General features: G+C 73.5%; 8 protein-coding genes and 2 pseudogenes. 8 read left to right on the forward strand and 2 right to left on the reverse strand.

What is annotated here, in order from left to right:
- The 6 genes and pseudogenes from JNW91_RS28470 to JNW91_RS28495 all read left to right on the forward strand — a co-directional run.
- Window positions 1–169, forward strand: a pseudogene (locus tag JNW91_RS28470) (WCX domain-containing protein); the annotation flags it as partial.
- A pseudogene (locus JNW91_RS28475) lies at window positions 166–1,204 on the forward strand (helix-turn-helix transcriptional regulator). The pseudogenes JNW91_RS28470 and JNW91_RS28475, both read left to right, overlap by 4 nt.
- A 38-nt stretch (window positions 1,205–1,242) precedes the next feature.
- Entirely contained in the window at window positions 1,243–1,488 is a 246-nt protein-coding gene (locus JNW91_RS28480; protein WP_203178560.1) for a hypothetical protein, read from the forward strand.
- A 169-nt stretch (window positions 1,489–1,657) separates the two neighbouring features.
- Entirely contained in the window at window positions 1,658–1,972 is a 315-nt protein-coding gene (gene tatA / locus JNW91_RS28485) for a Sec-independent protein translocase subunit TatA (protein ID WP_124855346.1), read from the forward strand.
- An 18-nt stretch (window positions 1,973–1,990) separates the two neighbouring features.
- Window positions 1,991–2,941 carry a twin-arginine translocase subunit TatC gene (tatC, locus tag JNW91_RS28490; RefSeq protein ID WP_203178562.1) on the forward strand — a complete coding sequence of 317 codons (951 nt, stop codon included), beginning with the start codon at window positions 1,991–1,993 and terminating at the stop codon, window positions 2,939–2,941.
- Between the two features lie 137 nt (window positions 2,942–3,078).
- Complete coding sequence (locus JNW91_RS28495; protein ID WP_203178563.1) at window positions 3,079–4,002, forward strand: diacylglycerol kinase family protein; 924 nt, start codon at window positions 3,079–3,081, stop codon at window positions 4,000–4,002.
- Here the strand turns inward: JNW91_RS28495 and JNW91_RS28500 are convergent.
- Window positions 3,965–4,882, reverse strand: a complete 918-nt coding sequence (locus JNW91_RS28500) for an EamA family transporter (protein WP_238425866.1) — start codon at window positions 4,880–4,882, stop codon at window positions 3,965–3,967. The genes JNW91_RS28495 and JNW91_RS28500 overlap by 38 nt on opposite strands.
- A gap of 115 nt (window positions 4,883–4,997) precedes the next feature.
- On the opposite strand from JNW91_RS28500, the gene JNW91_RS28505 reads away from it, so the two are divergent.
- Together JNW91_RS28505 and JNW91_RS28510 are read left to right on the forward strand one after the other, a co-directional pair.
- Complete coding sequence (locus JNW91_RS28505; protein WP_203178564.1) at window positions 4,998–5,306, forward strand: hypothetical protein; 309 nt, start codon at window positions 4,998–5,000, stop codon at window positions 5,304–5,306.
- Complete coding sequence (locus tag JNW91_RS28510; RefSeq protein WP_203178565.1) at window positions 5,303–5,701, forward strand: hypothetical protein; 399 nt, start codon at window positions 5,303–5,305, stop codon at window positions 5,699–5,701. The genes JNW91_RS28505 and JNW91_RS28510 overlap by 4 nt, the downstream gene beginning before the upstream one ends.
- Before the next feature lie 19 nt (window positions 5,702–5,720).
- On the opposite strand, the gene JNW91_RS28515 is transcribed toward JNW91_RS28510, so the two are convergent.
- Window positions 5,721–6,255: HAD-IA family hydrolase (locus JNW91_RS28515; RefSeq protein ID WP_203178566.1), on the reverse strand; the 535-nt coding region annotated here is incomplete at its 5' end.

Raw genomic sequence — 6,255 nt, forward strand, 5'->3', positions numbered from 1 at the left:
GGTTGGTCCTGCCGTACGCCGACCCGGACGGGCTGGCCGCCACCTCGTCGGGTACGGCCCGGACGTGCGGGTGCTCGACCCACCGGAGGTCCGCGAGGCGGTCATCCAGCGGCTCAAGGAGATCGCCGTGCGCCACGACGAGTTGGCCGCCACCGGGGGTGCCCGGTGACCCGCCCCGCCGCCCGGGGCGGCTCCCGCGCGTCCGCCGACCGGCTGGCCCGGCTGCTCAACCTCGTTCCGTACCTGCTGGCCGGCCGGGCATCGAGATCGCCGAGGCGGCCGGTGACCTGGGTGTCACCGAGCGGCAGCTCCGCGAGGACCTGGAGTTGCTCTGGGTGTGCGGTCTGCCCGGGTACGGCCCCGGTGACCTGATCGACATGGCCTTCGACGGTGACCGGGTGACCATCACCTACGACGCCGGTATCGACCGGCCACTGCGGCTCACCCCCGACGAGGCCCTCGCACTGGTGGTGGCGCTGCGGATGCTCGCCGAGACGCCCGGGGTGGCCAACCGGGACGCCGTCGAACGGGCTCTGGCGAAGATCGAGGACGCGGGCGACCTGGTGGGCGCGCCGGTGGCGGTCCGGCTGCCCGGGGACACCCGGCGGGTGGAGGCGCTGCGCGCCGCGGTCGAGGGCGGGAAGGCGCTGCGGATCACCTACTACACGGCGGCCCGGGACGAGACCACCGAGCGGGTCATCGACCCGCTGCGGGTGCTGATGGTCGGCGTCGGGCGTACGTCGAGGCGTGGTGTCGGCGCGCGGAGGCGGTCCGGCTGTTCCGGGCCGACCGGATCGACGCGATCACCGAGTTGGACGAGCCGGCGACCGTTCCGCCGCAGGCCGTGCCGCACGACCTCACCGAGGGCGTCTTCCGTCCCTCGCCCGACCTGCCGTTGATCACCCTGCGGATCGGCCGGGGCGAGCGGTGGATCACCGAGTACTACCCGTGCGAGCGGGTGGAGGCCGGCGACGGCGACCAGTGGCTCGTCTCGCTGCGGGTCACCGATCTGGGGTGGGCGCGCCGGTTCGTGCTCGGCCTCGGCCCGGAGGTCACCGTCGTCGCTCCGCCGGAGCTGGCCGAGCAGGTCCGGGCCACGGCGGCCGCCGCGCTGGACGCGTACGCCGTGCCCGTGCCCGCGGCTGCTCCCGTCGGGGTCGCGCCGGTCGACCCGGGCGCCCCGGGTCGGCGCGCCGTCGGGTGACCCGGCGGTGGCCGGCAGCACCCAGTAGGCTGACCGCCGTGCTGATCTGGATCGTGGTCGCGGTGGTGCTGCTCCCGCTCCTGGCGCTGGCGCTGGCCGTGCGTCCGGTGCTGACCCGGCTGCCCCGGCTGCGCCGCGCCGCCGTGGCCTTGCAGCGGCGGGCCGCCGAGGCCGAAACGCTGCGGGAGTCCGCCGAGGCGTTGCAGGAGCGCGCCGAGGGGGTCCAGCGGCAGCTCGACACCGCGCAGCAGCGGCTCGCGGTGATCAAGGCCAAGCGCGGCTGATCGACCGGCGTCGCCGCGCCCGGGCGGCGGCGGTTGACGGATCATCGCGCGTTGGTCAAGACTTCACCGGCCGGGCCGGACCACCACCACCCGGCGGGTGGCAACAGGCCGATCCGCACGTACGATGGGCTGCGTACCACCCCCGGACACAGAGCGAGTGGAGCTTCTCATGGGTGCCCTCAAGCCGTGGCACATCGCAGTTCTCGTGGTTGTGCTGATCCTGCTCTTCGGTGCGAAGCGGCTTCCCGACGCGGCCCGCTCGCTGGGCCGTTCGCTGCGGATCATCAAGGCCGAGACCAAGAGCCTGCAGGACGACGACCGCGACCTCGCCGAGAAGGCCGACGCGCAGGCCGGCTACCAGCCGCTGCCGCCGCACGCCGGGCAGCAGGCGCCGTACGCTGGCCAGCCGCAGCAGGCCCCGTACCAGCAGGCCCCGCCGCAGCAGCCGGTCGTCGACCCGGTGCACCGCGTCCGCGACAACTGACCGAAGGGGCCCACTCCCGTGGCCTTCGCACTGCGTAAACGCGGCCCGAGCACCTTCGAACGGGCCGCCGACGGGTCGATGACGCTCATCGAGCATGTTCGCGAGCTGCGTAACCGTCTCTTCCGTGCGTCTCTGGCGATCCTGATCGGTTTCGGTTTCGGTTTCTGGCTGGCCGAGCGGGTGCTGCACCTGCTCCAGCAGCCCTACTGCGACCTGCCCCAGGCCAGGTATGTCGACGGCAAGTGTGAGTTCGTGCAGCTCGGCCCAGCCGACCTGTTCCTGCTCAACCTGAAGGTCGCGCTCTGGGTCGGGTTGATCGTGGCCGCGCCGATCTGGCTCTACCAGCTCTGGGCGTTCATCGCGCCCGGCCTGCACCGGCACGAGCGGCGCTACGCGTACTTCTTCACCGCTCTGGCGGCGCCGCTGTTCGCGGCCGGCGCGGTGCTGGCGTACTTCGTCACGGCCAAGGGTCTGGAGTTCCTGCTCAGCATCTCGGACAGCGAGATCAGCACGACACTGGAGATCACCAAGTACATCTCCTTCGTCACCAACCTGATCCTGTTGTTCGGTGTGGCGTTCGAGTTCCCGCTCGTCGTGCTGATGCTCAACTTCGTGGGCATCGCCAGCGCGAAGCGGTTGCTCAGCTGGTGGCGTGTGGCGATCTTCGTCTTCTTCGCGTTCTCCGCCGTGGTCACCCCCACCCCGGACCCGTTCGGGATGACCGCGTTGGCGATCTGTCTCTCCGCGCTCTACTTCGGCGCGGTGGGCATCGCGTTCCTCAACGACAAGCGGCGTGGGCGGGGCAAGGAGATCTACGCCGGCATCGACGACGACGAGGTGTCGCCGTTGGAGTACGACGCGGACCCGGTCGTGGCCGGGCAGCGGGTCGACGCGACCGCGCCGATCGGCGTACCCGAGCCGATCGCCCCGCCCGCACCGATCGAACGTCGTTACGACGACATGACCTGACGGCTCCGCGCCGCCCGGTCCGCCGACGCCGTCCCCGCCTGCCGGGGGCGGCGTCGCCGCGTCACCCCGAGCGCCGGCGACGGGACTGGTCGTGACGGCGCCTGCCCCTGGTGAACGGCGGGTGTCCGACCGGTACGGTGCTGCCCGTGACCGCAGACGATCACCTGCCTGCCCCGGTGGCCGTGCTCACCAACCCGACCGCGGGGCGGGGACGGCACCGTGCCCTGCTGCCCCGGCTGCTGGACGGGTTGGCCGCCGCCGATCGGCCGGTTCGGCTGCTGTCGGCGTCCAACCCCGCCGAGGCGGAGGCGGCGTGCCGTGCCGCGGTCGCCGACGGGGCAAGCGCGCTGGTCGCGGTCGGCGGCGACGGCACCGTGCACGGGGCGTTGCAGGCGGTCGCCGGGACCGGCGTGCCGTTCGGGGCGGTGCCGACGGGCACCGGCAACGACTTCGCGCTGGACACCGGCTTCCCGGCCGATCCTCTCGCCGCGGTGTCGGTGATCGCCGACGCGCTGCGCGCCGGCCGGAGCCGTCCGCTCGACCTGGCCCGGATGGTCGGCGCCGACGGCGTCGAACGCTGGTACGGGGCGGTCCTCGCGGCCGGCTTCGACGCGATCGTCAACGAGCGGGCCAACCGGATGAGCTGGCCGCGCGGCCCTCGCCGGTACGACCTGGCGATCGTGGTCGAGCTGGCCCGGCTGCGGCCCCGCCGTTACACGCTGCGCCTCGACGGGGTGCCGCACGAGTTGGACGCGGTGCTGGTGGCGGTGGGCAACTGCCCCACGTACGGGGGTGGGATGCGGATCTGCCCCGACGCCGACCCGACCGACGGGCTGCTGGACGTGGTGGTGGCGGGGCGGGTCAACCGGCGGACCCTGATCCGGGTGAAGCCGCGCATCTACCAGGGCACCCACGTCACCCACCCCCTGGTGACCAGCTATCGGGCCCGCACCGTGGAGCTGACCGCCGAGGGCATCACCACGTACGCCGACGGGGAACGCTCGCTGGCCCTGCCGGTGACGATCAGCGCCGTGCCGGGCGCCCTGCGGCTGCTGCGCTGACCCGCACCGCACCGATGCTGGCCGCCATGACCAGCACGATGGCGGCGCACTCCAGCAGGGTCAGCGCCTGGCGCAGCACCAGCCACCCGGCGAGGGTGGCGACGGCCGGGCCGAGGCTCATCAGCACCGCGAAGGTGGCGGTGGGCATCCGCCGCAGCGCCAGCAGCTCCAGCGTGTACGGCAGACCGGAGGCGAGCACCGCGAGGGCGGTGCCGAGCGCCAGGACCGTCGGGTCGAGCAGCGCGGCGCCGCCGTCGACGATGCCGAGGGGCAGGGTGACCAGCGCGGCGACGGTCAGCGCCAGGGCCAGCCCGTCCGCGCCGGGGAACCGGCCGCCGACCCGGGCGCTCAGCACGATGTACGCGGCCCACATCGTGCCCGCGCCGAACGCGAACGCCACCCCGGCCGGGTTGAGCCGGTCGAAGCCGCCCTGCCCGAGCAGCGCCACCCCGCCCAGCGCGAGTCCCGCCCAGCACCAGCTGGACAGTCGGCGGGTGGAGACGACGGACAGCGCGAGGGGGCCGAGCACCTCCAGGGTCACCGCCGGGCCCAGCGGGATGCGTTCGATGGCCTGGTAGAACAGCGAGTTCATGCCGGCCAGCGCCAGCCCGAACGCGCCCGCCGCGACCCAGGCCGACCGGTCGTGCCCACGCAGGCGGGGCCGGCAGACGAGCAGCAGCAGCACCGCCGCGATCGTCAGGCGCAGGGTCACCGCGCCGGCCACCCCGGTACGCGGGAAGATCAACGCGGCCACGGCGGAGCCGAACTGCACCGACAGCGCCCCGCCCAGCACCAGGCCCACGGCGGCGATGCCACCGCGGCGCTCCGGCGGCGCGTCGGCCGCGCCCAGGGCGGGCAGCAGGGTTTCCGTCACGGCCATGACGGTAGGCGGTCGGCCCCGGCCGCCCTCCGGCGGTGTCCGACGTCTCGCCGTTCGGGGCCGACACGGCCGTACGTGTTCGCCACCGCGGTGCTACCGGCGTATCGTCCGTGGTATGACCAGCGCGATGCGGAAACTGTCGATCTCGGTGCCACCGGACGTGGCGGAGCGCCTGGAGCACGAAGCCAACGCGAGCGCCTACATCACCCAGGCTGTCCGTGACCGGATGCGCCTGGACGCTCTGAACGCGGAGCTGGCCCACCAGGGCATCCACATCACCGAGCAGGGCGTGGCCGAGGCGCGTGCCCGGCGTGCCGCCGTTGAGGCCGAATGGTCGCCGGAGCGCCGCACCGCACTTCGGGAGCGGGCACGCCAGCACGCGCTGGACGCCGCCGCCGACACTCTCGACCAGCCGGCAGCGTGACCCACGAGGACGACCGCCCTGTCCGGCTCGTGCTGGACCGGTCGGCACTGCTGGCCTACCTGGCCGGGTCGGTGCACGTCGGGGAGCCGTTGCACGAGGTCATCCAGGACCGCAACAGGTTCGGCGTCACCGCCGTGACGGCGGCGGAGGCCATGGCGATCGTCAGCGACCCGAAGGAACGGGCGACACTTCACCGGCTGCTGACCCTCGACGCGTGCGAGGTGCTCTCCACCGAGGGGCACTCCTGGCACGAACTCAGCTTCTGGCGCACGGTGACGGGCCGCGCCGACCTGGCGACCACGGTGCTGGCCGTACTCGAACACGACGCCTCGATCCTGACCGCGGAGGACCGGTACGGCGACGGCGAGCTGCCGGTGATAAACATCCCGGACTGACGGGTTCGGCGGGCACAGCTCAGGCCGGCAGCGCCAGGTCCAGGACGGCGCCCAGCCCGTTGTCCCGACCCGGGTCGGCGGCCGGTAGCACCAGCACGGCGCAGCCGGCGGCCACCGCGCCCGCGTCCGCCGGAGTGTCGCCGACCATCAGCGTCTGCTCGGGGTCGACGCCCAGCATCCCGCAGGCCCGCCAGAAGATCGACGGGTCGGGTTTGCAGCGCCCCACCTCGTACGACAGCACGAACGCGTCGACCAGCCCGGTCAGCCCCCAGGCGTCGAAGTGTGGCCGCAGGTCGAAGCCGATGTTGCTGACCACCGCCACCCGCACCCCGGCGTCGCGCAACGCGGTCAACGTGGGCGCGGTGTCCGGGTACGGCAGCCAACCGTCGGCGGTGAGCAGCCGCTCGTAGAGCGCGTCGGCGAAGCCCTCGATGCCCGCGTCGACGGTCTCGGCCAGACCGGTGTAGGCGCCCCGGTGGGCGTGCGGGTAGAGATCACGGTCGGCCCACAGTTCGGCCAGGCGGGGCGGCACACGCGCCGGCAGCGGCCCGCCG

The sequence above is a fragment of the Micromonospora parastrephiae genome (assembly GCF_016802865.1).
GTDB classification, from domain to species: domain Bacteria; phylum Actinomycetota; class Actinomycetes; order Mycobacteriales; family Micromonosporaceae; genus Micromonospora; species Micromonospora parastrephiae.